The organism is Actinoplanes sp. M2I2, from assembly GCF_023544445.1.
In the GTDB taxonomy this organism is placed as follows: Bacteria; Actinomycetota; Actinomycetes; order Mycobacteriales; family Micromonosporaceae; genus Actinoplanes.
Genome location: NZ_JALPVJ010000007.1, coordinates 345,385 through 360,846, shown reverse-complemented (window position 1 = coordinate 360,846; position 15,462 = coordinate 345,385). Strand labels below are relative to the sequence as shown.

13 protein-coding genes and 1 pseudogene are annotated in these 15,462 nt (G+C 72.4%); 7 read left to right on the top strand and 7 right to left on the bottom strand.

Going from position 1 to position 15,462, the window contains the following annotated elements; genetic code table 11:
- Nucleotides 1–11: 11 nt before the first annotated feature.
- A complete protein-coding gene (locus tag HJC40_RS16125) occupies nucleotides 12–1,502 on the bottom strand; it encodes an aldehyde dehydrogenase family protein (RefSeq protein ID WP_250001891.1) in 1,491 nt (496 codons plus the stop codon).
- Nucleotides 1,503–1,695: 193 nt separating this feature from the next.
- On the opposite strand from HJC40_RS16125, the gene HJC40_RS16120 reads away from it, so the two are divergent.
- Together HJC40_RS16120 and HJC40_RS16115 are read left to right on the top strand one after the other, a co-directional pair.
- Nucleotides 1,696–1,986: a hypothetical protein gene (locus tag HJC40_RS16120; protein WP_250002076.1), complete on the top strand. Its 291-nt coding sequence runs from the start codon at nucleotides 1,696–1,698 to the stop codon at nucleotides 1,984–1,986.
- 27 nt (nucleotides 1,987–2,013) lie between these two features.
- Nucleotides 2,014–2,814, top strand: coding sequence for an alpha/beta hydrolase (locus tag HJC40_RS16115; RefSeq protein WP_250001890.1), 801 nt, complete (start codon nucleotides 2,014–2,016; stop codon nucleotides 2,812–2,814).
- Here the strand turns inward: HJC40_RS16115 and HJC40_RS16110 are convergent.
- From HJC40_RS16110 to mce, 4 genes are all read right to left on the bottom strand, one after another.
- A complete protein-coding gene (locus HJC40_RS16110) occupies nucleotides 2,811–3,965 on the bottom strand; it encodes an AI-2E family transporter (RefSeq protein ID WP_374271919.1) in 1,155 nt (384 codons plus the stop codon). The genes HJC40_RS16115 and HJC40_RS16110 overlap by 4 nt on opposite strands.
- 92 nt (nucleotides 3,966–4,057) lie before the next feature.
- Nucleotides 4,058–5,596 carry a Laminin subunit beta-1 gene (locus HJC40_RS16105; RefSeq protein WP_250001889.1) on the bottom strand — a complete coding sequence of 513 codons (1,539 nt, stop codon included), beginning with the start codon at nucleotides 5,594–5,596 and terminating at the stop codon, nucleotides 4,058–4,060.
- A gap of 229 nt (nucleotides 5,597–5,825) precedes the next feature.
- Entirely contained in the window at nucleotides 5,826–7,121 is a 1,296-nt protein-coding gene (locus HJC40_RS16100) for a DivIVA domain-containing protein (protein WP_250001888.1), read from the bottom strand.
- Between the two features lie 283 nt (nucleotides 7,122–7,404).
- Entirely contained in the window at nucleotides 7,405–7,878 is a 474-nt protein-coding gene (gene mce, locus HJC40_RS16095) for a methylmalonyl-CoA epimerase (RefSeq protein ID WP_250001887.1), read from the bottom strand.
- Nucleotides 7,879–7,967: 89 nt separating this feature from the next.
- Here mce and HJC40_RS16090 point away from each other — a divergent pair, with 89 nt between their 5' ends.
- Nucleotides 7,968–9,152: an acetyl-CoA C-acetyltransferase gene (locus HJC40_RS16090; RefSeq protein ID WP_308200904.1), complete on the top strand. Its 1,185-nt coding sequence runs from the start codon at nucleotides 7,968–7,970 to the stop codon at nucleotides 9,150–9,152.
- Nucleotides 9,149–10,102 carry a methylmalonyl Co-A mutase-associated GTPase MeaB gene (gene meaB / locus HJC40_RS16085; RefSeq protein WP_250001886.1) on the top strand — a complete coding sequence of 318 codons (954 nt, stop codon included), beginning with the start codon at nucleotides 9,149–9,151 and terminating at the stop codon, nucleotides 10,100–10,102. Before HJC40_RS16090 ends, meaB begins: the two co-directional genes overlap by 4 nt.
- Nucleotides 10,103–10,109: 7 nt before the next feature.
- Here meaB and HJC40_RS16080 read toward each other — a convergent pair whose 3' ends face one another.
- Nucleotides 10,110–10,583 (bottom strand): hypothetical protein, encoded by a 474-nt coding sequence (locus tag HJC40_RS16080; protein ID WP_250001885.1) that lies wholly within the window; start codon nucleotides 10,581–10,583, stop codon nucleotides 10,110–10,112.
- Nucleotides 10,584–10,731: 148 nt separating this feature from the next.
- On the bottom strand, nucleotides 10,732–10,866 hold the full coding sequence (locus HJC40_RS45275; RefSeq protein WP_284043199.1) for a hypothetical protein: 135 nt from the start codon (nucleotides 10,864–10,866) through the stop codon (nucleotides 10,732–10,734).
- 201 nt (nucleotides 10,867–11,067) lie between these two features.
- On the opposite strand from HJC40_RS45275, the gene HJC40_RS16075 reads away from it, so the two are divergent.
- From HJC40_RS16075 to HJC40_RS16065, 3 genes and pseudogenes are all read left to right on the top strand, one after another.
- On the top strand, nucleotides 11,068–12,741 hold the full coding sequence (locus HJC40_RS16075) for a methylmalonyl-CoA mutase (RefSeq protein ID WP_250001884.1): 1,674 nt from the start codon (nucleotides 11,068–11,070) through the stop codon (nucleotides 12,739–12,741).
- Nucleotides 12,742–12,904: 163 nt separating this feature from the next.
- Entirely contained in the window at nucleotides 12,905–13,852 is a 948-nt protein-coding gene (locus HJC40_RS16070) for a tetratricopeptide repeat protein (RefSeq protein WP_250001883.1), read from the top strand.
- 15 nt (nucleotides 13,853–13,867) lie between these two features.
- Nucleotides 13,868–14,761, top strand: a pseudogene (locus tag HJC40_RS16065) (arginase family protein); the annotation flags it as partial.
- Between the last annotated feature and the right edge of the window lie 701 nt (nucleotides 14,762–15,462).

Sequence of the window (15,462 nt, the reverse complement as noted above, 5' to 3'; positions counted from 1 at the left end):
CCGTCCGCGGCTCACTTCCGGCCGTACAAAATCCGCAGGGTCTTGACGATGTTGGCGACCTGCGCCGGGGTCCGTTCGAAGGTCATCGCCGGAAGGAGCGACGGGCCTCGCCGTACGGTGATGGACTTCGCCCGGCTGAACTCGCGCAGCCCGTCCTCGCCGTGGATGCGGCCGAAGCCCGACTCGCCCACGCCGCCGAACGGCAGGTTGCCCATGCCGACGAAGGTCAGCGTCGAGTTGACCGCCACCATGCCCGAGCGCAGCCGGCGGGCGATGCGCAGAGCGTTCTTCTTGCCGAAGACCGCGCCGCCGAGCCCGTACGCGGTGTCGTTGGCCTTGCGGACGGCCTCGTCGGCGTCGGCCACCTTGGTGATCGTGAGCGTCGGCCCGAAGGTCTCGTCGCGGATCTCGCGGGAGTCGGCCGGCACGTCGACGAGGACGGTGGGGGAGACGTACGGGGCCCGCACCGCCTCCGGCCCGCCGAGCACCGCCGTGCCGCCCTGGGCCAGCGCGTCGTCGATGTGATCGCGGATGATGTCGAGCTGGCCGGGCATCGTTATCGGACCGATCTCCTCGCCGGTGCGCAGCTTGCCGGCCTTCTCCACGACCGCGCTGACGAAGGCGTCGTAGATCGGGGCGACCGCGTAGGCCCGTTCGATGCCGATGCAGGTCTGCCCCGCGTTGGTCATCGCTCCCCAGACCGCCGCCTCGGCCGCCGCCGGGATGTCCGCGTCGGCGTCGACGATGAGCGCGTCCTTGCCGCCGGCCTCGATCACCGCCGGCACCAGATTTTCCGCGCAGGCGGCCAGCACCTTCTTGGCCGTGGCGGTCGACCCGGTGAAGGACATCTTGCCGACGCCGGAGCGGCAGAGCGCGGCGCCGGTGTCGCCGAGACCGTGCACGGCCTGGAGCACGGGCTGCTCGGGCACCACCTCGCCGAACGTGTCGACCAGCCACTGGCCGACGATCGGGGTGTACTCGCTGGGCTTGAGGACCACGGCGTTGCCGGCGGCCAGCGCGCCGCTGATCGGGCCGACCGGCGTGAGGATGGGATAGTTCCACGGCCCGATGACGCCGACCACACCGTACGGCTGGTATTCCAGGTGACCGGAGTGCTCGGTGAGCAGCAGCCGGGTGCGGACCTTGCGCGGGCCGAGCACCCGCTTGGCGTTGCGGGCGGCCCAGTCGACGTGCTCGACCGCGGCGGTGGCCTCGACGATCGCGTCGGCGTCCGGCTTGCCGGTCTCCAGGCTGGTCAGCCGGGCCAGCTCCTCGATGCGGCGCACGATGAGCGAACGCCAGCGCAGCAGTCGCTCGCGGCGGCCGTCGTAGCCGAGCGACTGCCACCAGAGCGCGGCCTCCCGGGCCCGGCGGACGGTCTCGTTCACCGCCTCGGCGTCGGCGACCGGCACCCGCCCCGCCTCCGCGCCCGAGGCCGGGTTCGTGGAGATCAGGACGCCGTCCTCGACAACCGGCATTCCAGGCACACGGGTAGCCGTCATGAACGTGAGTCTAATTCTCTTGTTATCCGCGAGTCATCAGTTGGTTTCCCGGCCCGGTCGTTGATTTTCCGGCCCGGTCCCGTTGGTTTCCCGGCCCCGATCCGGCGCGACGGTGATCGAGCTCACCCGTACGCTGGTAAAGGTGAGTCCTCGCCGCAACCATCCCCGCCGCCGTGACGCCGGCGGCGAGCCGCTGCGGGGACTGACCGACGAGCGGGTCCGCAAGGGCATCGAGGGCGTTCAGCAGTGGCAGGACGGCGAGTGGATGGTGCGGTCGATCTTCGGCGGGGCGGCCGCGAAGACCTACCGGTGCCCCGGCTGCCTGCAGGAGATCCGTCCCGGCGTGGCCCACGTGGTGGCGTGGCCGATCGACGGCCGGGGCGACGAGTCCGACCGCCGCCACTGGCACACCGGTTGCTGGAAGGCCCGTGACCGTCGCGGCCCGGCGGTCGAGCGCTCGCGCAACGCCCCGCGTTATGGATAGGCCGGGCACCATGGAGGATCTTGAGGTATGACGCAACCGATCCGTGCCAACTCGATCCTGCCGGCCCACCGCGAGGACATCGAGTTGCAGACCGCCGACGGGCTCACCCTCGTCGGTGAGCTGGCCCGGCCGCTCGACCGCGAGCCGGTCGCCACGGTGGTCTGCCTGCACCCGCTGCCCACCCACGGCGGCATGATGGACAGCCACGTCTTCCGCAAGGCGGCGTGGCGGTTGCCCGCGCTGGCCGGCCTGGCCGTGCTGCGCTTCAACACCCGGGGCACGTCCAGCGTGCGCGGCACCAGCGGGGGCGTCTTCTCGAGCGGCGTCGACGAGAAGTACGACGTGGCCGCCGCGATCGAGTTCGCGGAGTTCGCCGACCTGCCCCACATCTGGCTGCTGGGCTGGTCGTTCGGCACCGACCTCACCCTGATGCACGGTCTCGACCCGGCCGTGGCCGGCGCGATCCTGCTCTCGCCGCCGCTGCGCTTCTCCCAGCCCCGCCATCTGGCCGCGTGGGCCGCCGAGGGCAAGCCGCTGACCGCGATCGTCCCCGAGTTCGACGACTATCTGCGCCCGGCCGAGGCCACCGAACGGTTCGCCGCCGTGCCGCACGCCGAGGTCGTGCCGATCGCCGGCGGCAAGCACCTGTGGGTCGGCGACGCCGAGAAGGTGCTCGACGAGATCGTGAGCCGGGTGGCCCCCTCGGTCGAGGTGCCTCTGCCGCGCACCTGGGACGGTCCGATGGAGACGGGCGACATGAACGCCTACGCCAACCGCACGACCGCCGCCTTCGCCGACGTCCCGATGCCCCGGGCCGACCAGCGCTAGCTCGCCTCCTGGCTGGGGACGATCACCTCGCGCATGATCAGCTGGATGGCGGCGACCATCGGGATCGCCACCAGCGCGCCCACGACGCCGAAGAGGGCCACGCCCAGCAGGGCGGCGACCACGGCCGCGACGTCGCTGACCTTGACCGAGCGGCGCATCACGTTCGGATAGATCAGGTAGTTCTCGATCTGCTGGTAGAGCAGGAAGAACACGGCGCAGACGATGCCGTCGGTCAGGGACGAGGCGAAGCCGACCAGGCTCACGACGACCGCGCCGAGCGTGGCGCCGATCTGGGGGATGAGGTCGGTCACGGCCACGACCACGGCCAGCGCGAACGGATAGGCCAGGCCGAGGATGACGGCCAGCAGCCAGGTGCTGGCCCCGGCCAGCACGGCGATCGAGATGGCCCCGACCATGTACGCCCCGACCTTGGTCAGGATCTCGTCGGTGAGCAACCGCACCCGCACCCGTCGCGAGGCCGGCACGAGGGTGTAGCCGGTCTCGCGGATGCGGTCGAACGACGCCATGAAATAGATCGTCAGCACCAGCACGGTGAGCAGGTTGAAGACCGTGCCGGCCAGCACGCGGCCCACGCCCACGACACCACCGACCGCGTTGCCGACCGTGCCCGCGTTGAGCGCGCTGGTGACCCGGTTGACGATGTCGTAGCGCTGCACCAGCTCGTTGATCGTCTCGCTGCGCTGGAGGCTCTGGATGTAGCCGGGCACGTTCTGGACCAGCTCGGTGGTCTGGCTGATCAGCGGTGGAACCAGCGCGACGATGCCGCCCGTGAGCAGGCCGACCACGGCGAGCGCGACGATGGCGACGGCGAACCCGCGCGGGACACCCCAGCCGCGCAGCCGGACCACCGCCGGGTTGAGCCCGATCGCGAGGAAGAGCGCGATGAAGATCAGGACCAGGATCGACGCCGCGTTCCGCAGGCCCAGGAAGATGGCGTAGGCCAGGATCAGGCCCAGGCCGCCGAGCAGGCCGATCATGAACGGGTTGCGCCGGTCGAGCGGCGGCCCGGGGCGGCCGAAACGGCCCGCCAGGTGTTCCTCGGCGCCCTTGTCGAGCGACTCGTCGTCGCCCGGCTCCGGGGCCTCCAGCGATAGATCGTCGTCCCTGGCCACCGGATCCTCCACACGCATGGGAGCCGGTGTGATCCCCGCCGGCCGCACAGTCTCGGCGGCGACGTTATCGCTGCGGGGCACGGGCCGCCACTCTCGCGGCCCGGCGCGCGCTATTCCGTGTCGGCGCCCACCCGGGAGGCCGGTGGAACGGTCACCTTGGCCGAGGCGCTGACCTTGCCGGAGCCGGCCGCGTGCTGGCCGGTCGGCTTGTCCGCCACCGGCTGGCCGGCCGGATTGTCGACCGCGTGCTGGCCGGTTGCCTTCTCGACCGCGTGCTGGCCGGTCGCCTTGCCGCCCAGGTGCTGGCCGGCCGCCGGGTCGGCGGCGTGCTGGCCGGTCGGCTTGTCGGCCGCGTGAGCGCCGCCGGGAGCGTCGTCGCCGGCGTCGTCGGCCGGGTCCTCGTCGTCGGGGGAGGCGGCGGCGGCCATCACCGCGGCCGCGGCCAGCTCGGCCACCCGCTTGGCCTCTCGCTGCACCTGGCGGCGGACGTCGGTGGCGTGCCGCTCGGCGGCCTCACCGGCTCGCTTGGCCTCGACCAGCCGGGCCTGCTCGACCTCGAGCTCCTTGCGGGTCGTGACGAGGCGCTTCTGCACCTGGTCGGCCTCCTCGGCGCCGGCCCGGGCGCGGCCCTGAGCGGCGGCCAGATCACGCTCGGCCTCGGCGACCTGGGCCCGGGCCGCCTCGAGCCGGCGGCCGGCCTCGGCGATCTTCTCCTGCTGGGTGGCGATCTCCTTGCGCGCCGCGGTGGCCTGCTCGTCGGAGCGGCGCAGCACCTCTTCGGCGTACCGGTCGGCCTCGCTGCGCAGGTCGGCGCACTGCTTTTCGACGCCGGCGCGCATCTGGGCGAGCTCCTGCGCGGCGGCCTGGCGCTTCTGCCCCAGATCCTGGTCGATCGCCGCCCGCTGCTTGGCGTGCTCGCGCTCGGCCGCGGCGCGCAGGGCGTTGATCTCCTGCTGGGTCTTGTCGCGCAGCGCCTTGATCTCCTGCTCGGCCTGCATGCGGGTGGATTTGACGTAGCCGTCGGCCTCGGCGCGGGCCCGCATGGCCTGCTGCGCGGTCTGGTCGGTGAGCTGCTGAGCATCGGCCCGCGCCCGGACCAGGGTGTTCTCCGCCTCGCCCCGCATCTGCTCGGCCGACTGCCGAGCGGCGACCAGCGCCTTTTCCGAAGCGGCGCGTTTCGCGGCGTCGGCGCGTTCCTCCTCGGCCCGGCGGGCGGCCAGCGCGATCTCGAAGTCGCGGATGCCGTTGTGCGCGTGCGCCTCGGCCTCGGCCCGCACCCGCTCGGCCTCGGCCAGGCGGCCGGCGATGTCGTCGGTGGCGGACGCCTTGATCGCCTCGGCCTGCTCCTCGGCGAGCGCGAGGATCTGCTCGACCCGCGGACCGAGGTGGCGGAACGAGACCTCGGCGCCCAGACCGTTCTGCTTGCGGACCTGGACGACTTCCTGCTGGAGCCGTTCGATCTGCGCGTTCATGGCCTGCATCTGCGAATACGCCTGCTCGCGCTCGGCTGCGAGCGCCGCGATCTCGTTCTCGGCCCGGGCGACGTACCGTTCGACCTGCTTCTTCTCATAACCCCGCAGAGCGATGTCGAAGCTGGGTTCGGTGGCCGCGTCTCCGCCGAGACCAAGAATTTCACCGCCGTGCGACATGCTGTCCATCCTCACATACGCATCGTCCGGCCTCGGGGGGATACACACCCTCGCGAGCGGAGTATGCGGCTAGTTGTGATTTGTCTGACCCGGCTTGCGAAAGCGAGAACGAGTCAGGCCGTACCGGAGAAACTCCGATACGGCCCGCATCGACAGGATGACGACCGGGCGAGAACCACGGTCGCGTACCCACCAGAAGGTCGCCACCGCTGCCGCGCCGGTCGGCGGATCAGGAATTCGTCTTGGCCGCCACCGGCTTGTCGGTGTCGGGCTTGGGGGCCTCGGGACCGCGCGGAGCGGGCGTCTCGGCCGGCTTGGCCGCCGTCTCGGCCGCGGCCTTGGCCGCGCCGACACCCGGAACGAGGCCGGAGAGGCCGGAGAGCATCTGACCGAGCTGGTTGGTGACCGCGTCCTTCTGCCGGGTGAGGTCGTCGACCTCGCGCTTGGCCGCCTGGGTCGTGTGCTGGGCCTCGGAACGGGCCTCGGTGAGCAGGCGCTGGGCCTCGGCCCGGGCGTCGCCGACCGTCTTCTCGGCCAGGGCGCGGGCCTTGTCGGTGGTCTCGGCGGCGTTGCGCTCGGACTCGACGCGGCGCTGCTCGGCGCGCTGGGAGATCTCCTTGGAGCGGTCCTCGGCGGCGCGGGCGCGCTCCTCGGCCTCGGCCACCATCTTCTGCGTGGCGTTGACCTGGGCGGCGTGCCGCTGCGACTCCTCGCGCTCGGCCTTCTCGCGGCGCTCGGCGATCTCGAGCGCGAGCGCCTGCAGGTCCTTGTCGCGCTTGTCGCGGGCGTCGGTCAGCAGCTTGGTGGCCTCGGCGCGCTTCTCCTCGGCCTCGCGGGAGGCCTTGGCCCGCTGCTGGGTGATCTCGCGCTCGGCGGTCGCGCGCAGCGACGCCACCTCGCGCTCGACCGTCGACTTGAGCTCGGCGACCTCGTGCGCGGTGACCGTCCGCAGCTGCTTGGTCTCACGGTCGGCGTCGGAGCGCAGCGTGTCGGCCTCGCGGCGGGCCTGCACCCGGGCCTCGGCCGCCTCACGCTCGGCGTGGGTGCGCACCTGGCCGGCCTCGCGCTCGGCGGTGGCCTTCATCGCGGCGGCCTCGGCGCGCGCCTTGTCGGTGATCTCGCGAGCCTCGAGGCGGGCGGCGGAGAGGATGCCCTCGGACTCTCGCTTCGCCTCGCTCCGGTGATCGTTCGCCTGTTCCTCGGCCAGCCGCAGGATCTGCTCGACCCGGGTGCCCAGCCCGGAGAGCGTCGGCCGATTGTTCTCCTCGAGCAGCTTGTTGCTGTCGGCGAGTTTCTGCTCCACCGCGTTGAGCCGCTGCTCGGCCTGGCGCAGCCGGCGTTGCGCGTCGTTCATCCGCTGCTCGGCCTCGCCACGGGCCTGCTCGGACTGGTTGAGCGCGGCGACCAGGCGGCCGAGGTGGGCGTCCACCTGCCCGCGGTCGTACCCGCGGAGCACAACGGTGAAATCGTGCTGGGAGTTCGCGGTGTCGAAGAACGCCAAATTCTGATCCTGCTGCTGGGGCATTGGGCCATCCTGGCGAAGACGCACGAGCCACGCAAGACCGGACGGGCATCGGAAAGGACACGTAGATCAGCTTTGAGCAGGCCCGGGATCGTTCAGGTCCACCGTTCGGCCGGAGCACGTCACCCGGGCGGCGGCCCAGGTTCGGCCCGTCGTCACCTGCTGTATCCGGGGTACGGCAGCTGATCGTCGCGCACCGGCCGGGAGCGCCGGCCGTTCCGCCTCGTGATCCTGCCAGCCGGTCGCCGCCGCGTCAGGATGATTCATCCTCAAGGGGTACAAAGGGTCAGTCCGCCGCCGGCTCCACCAGTTCCACCAGGACGCCGCCGGCGTCCTTGGGGTGCACGAAGTTGATCCGCGACCCGGCGGTGCCCCGGCGCGGGGAGTCGTAGAGCAGGCGCAGCCCGTGGGCGCGCAGGGCGGCCGAGGCGGCCTCGACGTCGGCCACGGTGTAGGCCAGTTGCTGCAGGCCGGGGCCGCTGCGATCGAGGAACTTGGCGATCGCCGAGTCGGGCCGGGCCGGGGCCAGCAGTTGCAGGCGCGGGCCGTCGCCGTCACCCACCTCCAGCATCGCCTCCCGGACGCCCTGCTCCTCGTTCGTCTCCTCGTGCACACAGCGCAGACCGAAGACGTCGGCGTAGAAGCGCAGCGCGGCGTCCAGGTCGGGCACGGCGATGCCGACGTGGTCGACGCGCAGCAGGCCGACCTCGCCGGATGTGAGATTCTCGGGGACACGGGCACTAGGTGGAAGCTCGCTCATCCTATTAGTCTTGCCTAAACGGCCGTTAAGGCCATCGAGGGGTCCCCCCGACGTCCCTCGCCCGCCCCGGCAGATCGGAAGCGAAGACCGTGGTCAGCTCGGTGATCGTGAGCGGCGCCCGCACCCCCATGGGCCGCTTGCTCGGCAACCTCAAGAACCTGCCGGCCACGACGCTCGGCGGCTACGCGATCGAGGCCGCCCTGCAGCGCGGCGGCGTCCGCCCCGACCAGGTGCAGTACGTGATCATGGGTCAGGTGCTCCAGGCCGGCGGCGGGCAGATCACCGCCCGGCAGGCCGCGGTCGCGGCCGGCATCCCGATGACCACCCCGGCCCTCACGGTCAACAAGGTGTGCCTGTCCGGCCTGGACGCCATCGCGCTGGCCGACCAGCTGATCCGGGCCGGTGAGTTCGACATCGTCGTGGCCGGCGGCATGGAGTCGATGACCAGCGCGCCCCACCTGCTGTTGACCCAGCGCCAGGGGGTCAAGTTCGGCGACGTGCTGGTGCGCGACCACACGGCGTACGACGGCCTGATCGACCCGTGGGACGGCACCTCGATGGGCGAGTCGACCGAGCGCAGCGGCGTCCGGCTCGGCATCACGCGGGCCGAGCAGGACGCGTTCGCCGCGCTCAGCCACCGGCGCGCCGCGGCCGCGCAGCGCGAGGGCCGCTTCGCCGAGGAGATCGTCCCGGTCAAGGCGGGCCAGCGGGCCGACGACACGGTCGTCGACACCGACGAGGGCGTCCGCCCCGACGCGACGGCCGAGTCGCTGTCCAAGCTGCGTCCGGCGTTCACCCCGGGCGGCACGATCACCGCGGGCAGCTCGTCGCCGATCTCGGACGGCGCGGCGGCGGTCGTGGTCATGAGCAAGGAGCGGGCCGAGTCGCTCGGGCTGCGCTGGCTGGCCGAGATCGTCGCGCACGGCAACGTCGCCGGTCCGGACAACTCGCTGCAGTCGCAGCCGGCCAACGCGATCAAGCACGCGCTGGGCAAGACCGAGCTGACCGTCGACGACCTCGACCTGATCGAGATGAACGAGGCGTTCGCCCAGGTCGTGATCCAGTCGATGCGCGAGCTCAAGGTCGACGAGGAGATCGTCAACGTCAACGGCGGGGCGATCGCGCTGGGCCACCCGATCGGCATGTCGGGGGCGCGGCTGGTGCTGACGCTGGCGCTCGAGCTGCAGCGTCGCGGCGGGGTCTACGGCGCCGCCGGCCTCTGCGGCGGTGGCGGTCAGGGCGACGCGCTGATCATCAAGGCTGCCCCGGCGTGAGCCCGAGGTACGACGTCGGCGCGCTGGTCGGCAAGGCGCGGGACGGGGACGCGCGCTCGGTCGCCCGGCTGATCACCCTGGTCGAGAACGGCGACCCGGCGCTGCCCGAGGTGGCCGCCGCGCTCGCCCCGTACGCGGGTTCGGCTCAGGTCGTTGGTCTCACCGGCTCGCCCGGCGTGGGCAAGTCGACCACCACCAACGAGCTCGTCCGGGCGCTGCGGGCGGCCGGCAAGCGGGTCGGGGTGCTCGCCGTCGACCCGTCCAGCCCGTTCACCGGTGGGGCGATCCTCGGCGACCGCATCCGCATGCAGGACCACACCACCGACCCGGGCGTCTACATCCGCTCGATGTCGAGCCGGGGCCAGCTGGGCGGCCTCTCCGCCGCGACCCCGCAGGCCGTCCGGGTGCTCGAGGGCGCCGGCTGCGATGTGGTCGTCGTCGAGACGGTCGGGGTGGGCCAGGCCGAGGTCGAGATCGCGTCGCTCGCCGACACCACGCTGGTGCTGCTCGCGCCGGGCATGGGCGACGCCATCCAGGCGGTCAAGGCGGGCGTGCTCGAGGTGGCCGACGTGTTCGTGATCAACAAGGCCGACCGGCCCGGGGCCGACGCCACCTACCGCGACATCCAGGGCATGCTCGGCCTCGGTGAGCGCGCGCCGGGCGACTGGCGGCCCCAGGTCGTCCGGGCGACGGCGGTGCGCGGCGAGGGCATCGACGACGTGGTGGCCGCGATCGGCAAGCACCGCGACTGGCTCGAGACGACCGGCCACCTGCGCACCCGCCGGGAGCGCCGGGCCGCCGTGGAGGTCGAGGCGATCGCCCTGGGCACGTTGCGCGCGCGCATCGGTGACCTGCGCGAGGGCGCCGCGCTGACCACGCTCGCCGCCGCGGTCGCGCAGGGGGAGATCGACCCCTACGCGGCCGCCGACGAACTGATCAAGGGGCTCTGACCCGGCCTCAGACGAGGACGTCGAGAGCGTGGTAGAGCCGCGACGTGGTCGTGTCGATCTGCGCCAGCCGCGCGGCCGGCAGACCCGAGGTCACCGCGACCCGGCGCTCGGCCGCGGCCCGGGTCAGCAGCACGCCGACCTGCGACGAGGTGCGGTCGAGCACGGCCTGGCGGGCCAGGTCGGCGAACGGGTCGGCCTGGGCCGGCTTCTCGTTGCCGCGCGTGGTCTTGACGGTCATCGTCGCCGTCCGCACCGCCGTGGCGGCGTCCCGCGCGAGACTGTCGGCGTACGCGGCGGTGGGCTGGACGGCGGCCACCGCGGGCACGGCCGGCTCCCGCACCTGCATGACGGCCGGGGCAGCCTCCGACGGCTTCACCGCGGCCGCCAGGGCCGTCGACTGCAGCACCGTCGACTGCAACAGAGGGTGAAGGTAGGTGGCCGTAGTGCCGGTCTCCCGGGGAAACGTGATGGGGTTGACCATGTCGCCCCTCCTCTCGTGACGATGACGTGTTCCCAGCTTAGAGCGTTGCCGAGCGGTTGCCGACCGGGTGAACGGAGGGATCGGGGCTGCCGGAACGGCCGTCGGCCGAATGCCTACGGAAAGTGACCGAAAAACCCTCAAGAAGCTGTCAGCTGGGCGCGACCGCATGGGCCGCGTCGCCGAGCAGTTCGAGGAGGGACGACCGCCACGCCTCCGGGGTGAACTCGCCCGGCCGCACCCGCCGGGCGGGCACCGCGCGCGAGGCCCGGCGGCCGGAGCGCACGGTCTACGAGATCACCGACGAGGGCTCGGCGACCATGAAGCGGCGCCGAGGCCGCCTGGCTGCGCGGGGTGGTGGCCGATCTGGACTCCGGCACGCTGACCTGGGACGCCCGGCTGATCCAGGCCACGCTCGAGAACTTCGGCCAGACCCGGCACGATTGACCTTAGCGATCGTTCAGGGAATGCCTCTAGGATGTCGGTCATGGACGCAGCCGACATCGCCGCCGGGCGGGAGCGCTGGCAGCGGCGTTACGACGCCGCGCGCAAGCGGGACGCCGACTTCACGACCCTCTCCGGTGCGACGGTCGAGCCCGTCTACGGGCCGCCGGCGGGAGCGGGCTACCCGGGCTTCGACCGGATCGGCTGGCCGGGCGAGTTCCCGTACACCAGGGGTCTCTATCCGACCGGCTATCGCGGACGGACCTGGACCATCCGGCAGTTCGCGGGCTTCGGCAACGCTCGGCAGACCAACGAGCGCTACAAGATGATCCTCGCCGCCGGCGGTGGCGGGCTGAGCGTCGCGTTCGACATGCCGACTCTGATGGGCCGCGACTCCGACGATCCCCAGTCGATCGGCGAGGTCGGGCACTGCGGCGTCGCGATCGACTCGGCCGCCGACATGGACGTGCTCTTCGACGGCATCGATCTCGAGAAGACCACGACGAGCATGACCATCTCGGGCCCGGCCGTGCCGATCTTCTGCATGTACCTGGTGGCGGCCGAACGGCAGGGCGCCGACCTGCACCGGCTCGACGGCACGCTGCAGACCGACATCTTCAAGGAGTACATCGCGCAGAAGGAGTGGCTCTTCCAGCCCGAGCCGCACCTGCGCCTGATCGGCGACCTGATGGAGTACTGCGCGCGCGAGATCCCGCGCTACAAGCCCCTGTCGGTCAGCGGTTACCACATCCGTGAGGCCGGCTCGACCGCCGCGCAGGAGCTGGCGTACACACTGGCCGACGGTTTCGGCTACGTCGAGCTCGGGCTGAGCCGCGGTCTGGACGTCGACCAGTTCGCGCCCGGGCTGAGCTTCTTCTTCGACGCGCACATCGACTTCTTCGAGGAGATCGCCAAGTTCCGGGCCGCCCGCCGCATCTGGGCCCGGCACCTGCGCGACGACTACGGCGCCACCAGTGAGAAGGCGCTGTGGCTGAAGTTCCACACCCAGACGGCCGGCGTCTCGCTCACCGCTCAGCAGCCGGTCAACAACGTCGTCCGTACGGCGGTGGAGGCGCTCGCCGCCGTGCTGGGCGGCACCAACTCGCTGCACACCAACGCCCTCGACGAGACGCTGGCCCTGCCCACCGACGAGTCGGCCGAGATCGCCCTGCGGACCCAGCAGGTGCTGATGGAGGAGACCGGGGTGGTCAACGTGGCCGACCCGCTCGGCGGGTCGTGGTATCTGGAGGAGCTCACCGACCGCATCGAGGCCGAGGCGGAGGAGATCTTCACCCGCATCCGCGAGCTGGGCGAGGACGGCACCATCACCGCGGGCATCCTGCGCGGCATCGAGGACGGCTGGTTCACGGCGAACATCGCCGAGGCCGCCTTCGTCTACCAGCAGGCGGTCGAGAAGGGTGAGAAGCGGACCGTCGGGGTCAACGCCCACACCGGCACGGTGGCCAAGGAGCTCGAGATCATGCGGGTGTCGCACGAGGTCGAGACCGAGCAGCGGCGGGTTCTCGGCGAGCGGCGAGCCGACCGTGACCCGGCCCGGGTCAAGGCCGCCCTCGACCGCATGATCGGCACTGCCCGCTCCGGCGAGAACATGATTCCCGCCATGCTCGACGCCGCGCGCGCCGAGGCGACGCTGGGGGAGATCTGCGACGCACTCAAGGCCGAGTGGGGGATCTACCGCGAGCCTGCCCGGTTCTAGGAACTAACCGGACGAACGGGACCCTTTTCCGCCGGGCGGCGGCGGGCCCTTGCGCAACCGCGCGCCGCCGTCGAGGATCAGCGCAACGCGCTCCTGTGACGTCCGATATCAGCTGCCCCGCGGCGCGGCGGAGCGCCTCGTCAGCGTGCGAGACTAGGTAACCATGAGCGACCCACGGACCACTCCGTCGATCTTCACCCGCGGCGCGGTCGATCTCAGCGCGCTGCGCGCCCCGGCCCCGTCCCCGGCGAAGACTCCCGCGCCCGCCGAGGGCGCCTCGCGCACCGCCGACGACAGCCCGTCGGCCACCATCCCGGGCGGCCTTCCCGGCGGCGTCGGCCCCGAGACGATCATCGACGTCACCGAGGCCAACTTCCAGACGACCGTGCTCGAGCGTTCGCTGAGCACCCCGGTCATCCTCGACTTCTGGGCCGACTGGTGCGAGCCCTGCAAGCAGCTGTCGCCCATCCTCGAGCGGCTGGCCCAGGCCGGCGGCGGCTCGTGGGTGCTCGGCAAGGTCGATGTGGACGCCAACCCGCGTCTCGCTCAGGCGCTGCGCGTGCAGGGCATCCCGATGGTCGTCGCCGTGGTCAACGGCCAGCTGGTCGAGGGCTTCACCGGCGTGCTGCCGGAGTCCCAGGTGAAGCAGTACGTCGACGCGGTGCTCAAGGCCGGCGGCGTGGCGGTCGAGGCCCCGGAGGACCCGCGCCTCGACGCGGCCGACGACGCGCTGATGGTCGGCGACCTCGACGAGGCCGAGGCGGCGTACCGCAAGATCCTGGCCGAGCACCCGGCCGACGCGGCCGCCGAGTCCGGCCTGGCTCAGGTCGAGCTCTACCGCCGCATCTCCGGCGCCGACCCGACCACCGCCGTGGCCAAGGCCGACGCCTCGCCCGACGACATCGACGCCCAGCGGCTCGCCGCCGACGTCGAGGTGCTCAGCGGCGAAGCCGACAAGGCCTACGCGCGCCTGGTCGCCCTGGTCAAGCGGACCGCGGGCGACGAGCGTGAGGCCGTCCGCAAGCACCTGCTCTCGCTGTTCAGCGTGGCCGGCCCCGACGATCCCGCGGTGGCCGGAGCCCGACGCGCCCTGGCCAGCGCCCTCTTCTAGGCAGGGAGCCGCCCCGTGCGCCGCATAGCCGTCCTCGACGCACCGTCCAATCTCGGTCTGCGGCCGCCGACCGTGACATCGGTGCCGGGGTGCGCCAAGGCGCCCGGGGCCCTCCGCGACCATGGCCTGATCGCCAAGCTCGACGCCCGCGACGCCGGCTGCCTGACCCCGCCCCGCTACGACGCCGGGGACTGGCGGCCGGGCGACGGCGTGGCCATGGCCCCCCAGATCGCGGCCTACTCGCGCGCGCTGGCCGACCGGATCGGCGCGATCCTCGACGCCGGCGAGTTCCCGGTCGTGCTCGGCGGCGACTGCTCGATCGTGCTGGGCTCCGGCCTGGCCATGAACAGGCTGGGCGAGGCGGTGGGCGGGCGCATCGGCCTGGTCTTCGTCGACGGCCACTCCGACTTCCGGCACCCCGGCAACGCCTCCTATGTGGGCGCGGCCGCCGGGGAGGATCTGGCCCTGGTGACCGGCCGGGGCCAGGCCGACCTGGCCGCGATCGAGGGCCGCCGCCCGTACTTCCGCGACATCGACGTCGTGGTCATGGGCATCCGCGCCCAGGACGAGTACCGCCTCGACCTGCAGGCCGCGGGCATCGTCACCCGCCCGGTGCCGGCCCTGCGCGCCGAGGGCGCGGCCCGCAGCGCGCAGTGGGCCCGCGACCAGCTGGTCGACTGCGCCGGCTACTGGGTGCACGTCGACGTGGACGTCCTCGACCCGGCCGTGATGCCGGCGGTCGACGCGCCGTCACCCGGGGGCATCGCCTTCCCCGAGCTCGAGCTGCTGCTGGCCGGGCTGGTCGAGTCCCCGCACTGCCTGGGCGTCGAGATCACGGTCTTCGACCCCGACTACGACTCCGACGGCTCGTACGCGGCCGAGATCGTCAACGCCGTGACGGCCGGCCTGGCCGCGGCCCACACGGTGTCCGCGCGCCCCGACCTGATCGCCGCCCGGGCCGACCTCAACCGGCCCGAGGGTGCGCCGTCGCTCGTTCCGGCGCCCCGGGCCGAGCCCGCCGACGCTCCCGCCGAGCCGGCGGCCGACCTCGACCACGACTTCGATCACGTCGCCGCCGACGCGGGGCACGACGATGCCGGCTCGGTCGACGGCGGTCCGTCCGTTCCCGACGACTTCGATCACGCAGCCGCCGACGCCGACCGGGCAGAGCCTGCTGACGACCCCCGAGCCGAACCTCTGGATGACTCCCGAGCCGCTTTCGTCGACAACCCGCTGGCCGCGTCGGTCGATGACGGCCGAGCCGAGTCTGTCGACGAGCCCCGTGCCGAGCCTGTCGACGATGCTCGTGCCGAGCCGGCCGGGCGTCCCGAACGCGCTGAGGCCGTCGGCGGTCTCCGTCGTCCCCGGCTCGCGGACCGCCTGAACGGTCTGGATCTCACCGCCGGCTTTCAACGGCCGCAACGAGCGGCCGGTCTGAACCGGTCCGGTTCGCCGGGCAACGGCGGGGACGGGTCCGAGGAGGCGGGCGGTCTGAACCGGGACCGGCTGGCCGGCGGTCTGAACCGCGACGGGCTTGTGGGAGGTCTGAACCGGGACCGGCTTGCGGGCGGCTTGAACCGCGACCGGCTTGTGGGTGGCCTGAGCTCCAT

Bases quoted from the DNA above. Each gene is read 5' to 3' on its own strand.
- HJC40_RS16110 (WP_374271919.1), bottom strand. From the start codon at position 3,965: ATGCGTGTGGAGGATCCGGTGGCCAGGGACGACGATCTATCGCTGGAG.
- mce (WP_250001887.1), bottom strand. From the start codon at position 7,878: ATGAGCGAGCTTCCACCTAGTGCCCGTGTCCCCGAGAATCTCACATCC.
- HJC40_RS16115 (WP_250001890.1), top strand. From the start codon at position 2,014: ATGACGCAACCGATCCGTGCCAACTCGATCCTGCCGGCCCACCGCGAG.
- HJC40_RS16100 (WP_250001888.1), bottom strand. From the start codon at position 7,121: ATGCCCCAGCAGCAGGATCAGAATTTGGCGTTCTTCGACACCGCGAAC.
- HJC40_RS16105 (WP_250001889.1), bottom strand. From the start codon at position 5,596: ATGTCGCACGGCGGTGAAATTCTTGGTCTCGGCGGAGACGCGGCCACC.
- HJC40_RS16125 (WP_250001891.1), bottom strand. From the start codon at position 1,502: ATGACGGCTACCCGTGTGCCTGGAATGCCGGTTGTCGAGGACGGCGTC.
- HJC40_RS16075 (WP_250001884.1), top strand. From the start codon at position 11,068: ATGGACGCAGCCGACATCGCCGCCGGGCGGGAGCGCTGGCAGCGGCGT.
- HJC40_RS16070 (WP_250001883.1), top strand. From the start codon at position 12,905: ATGAGCGACCCACGGACCACTCCGTCGATCTTCACCCGCGGCGCGGTC.
- HJC40_RS16080 (WP_250001885.1), bottom strand. From the start codon at position 10,583: ATGGTCAACCCCATCACGTTTCCCCGGGAGACCGGCACTACGGCCACC.